General features: G+C 43.3%; 1 protein-coding gene. It reads right to left on the bottom strand.

Annotated features, from left to right (window positions below):
- Positions 1-534 precede the first annotated feature (534 nt).
- Positions 535-901, bottom strand: a 367-nt coding sequence (locus QT979_RS08660) for an IS66 family transposase (RefSeq protein WP_333309261.1), incomplete at its 5' end; no start/stop codon positions are given.

Genomic DNA, 901 nt, shown 5'->3' with positions numbered 1-901 from the left:
GTTGGTGGTGCTATTGATGTCGGTGTTGGGGAGGGAGAAGATGCCGATGGCGGTACAGGTCTGGGTGGAATTGACCCAGATGAGGCAGAAAAAGACCCAGTTGATGTTGTTGGAGTGGGGCTGACTGGTGTTTGAGGGGGTGGAACCAGGAATTTGTCAGCCTCAGCCTTGCTAATTATTCTTACTTGATAAGGGTCTTCCCAAATGATTTGAGGAGCTTTGTAGTCTTGTCTAAATCTTTTTTGGTAAATTCCCAGTAGTCCCGTAATTTCAACATATTGTCCTGTCAGGCTTTCTAATTTTGTCGAATCCCATCCTTTGACCTTTCTAATTTTTGCTAATCCTTGAGAAAAAACTACAATGGTAAATGGCTTATACGAGCCTTGTGAAGAACGAAAGTCTCCAAAATTTATAAAAGTAATAGAGCCAAAGTCATCAGTCCCAACCCTTACGACCCTACCCACTATCGTTATGGTTTCTCCCTCTTGGCTAACCAGTTTTAGGATATCATTTGCAGCAAATACTTGTAAGGATTCAGGTCGGAAATTCGGGAATGAGATCAGGCCGAGCCAAGTCACAAGAATGGGCAGAAATAGCCTCACGGAAAAAAGCCATTACTGAACGAGCTTGAAAACGACAGGTTTGGATGACACTAAGTAGATTAGCAGTTTCCTCAAATCGCTTCATCGAACGAGAACCGCCAGAAACTTTCCGTTTCGTTACAGCTAGCCGTAGAGAACGTTCTGCTAAATTATTATCCGGAGACACCGATGGGTGATCGAGAAAATACCACCATTGTTGAGCCTTATCTCGTAAGGATTTGAGTAACAAACCTGCTGCATAGCCAACTTGGTTGAACCAAGTGGCCAAAGCTTGATTCAATCGTATTTTGAAATCCTCA

The organism is Microcoleus sp. w2-18bC1 (genome assembly GCF_036700365.1).
Taxonomy (GTDB): domain Bacteria; phylum Cyanobacteriota; class Cyanobacteriia; order Cyanobacteriales; family Microcoleaceae; genus Microcoleus.
This window is presented reverse-complemented; position numbering and strand designations above follow the sequence as displayed.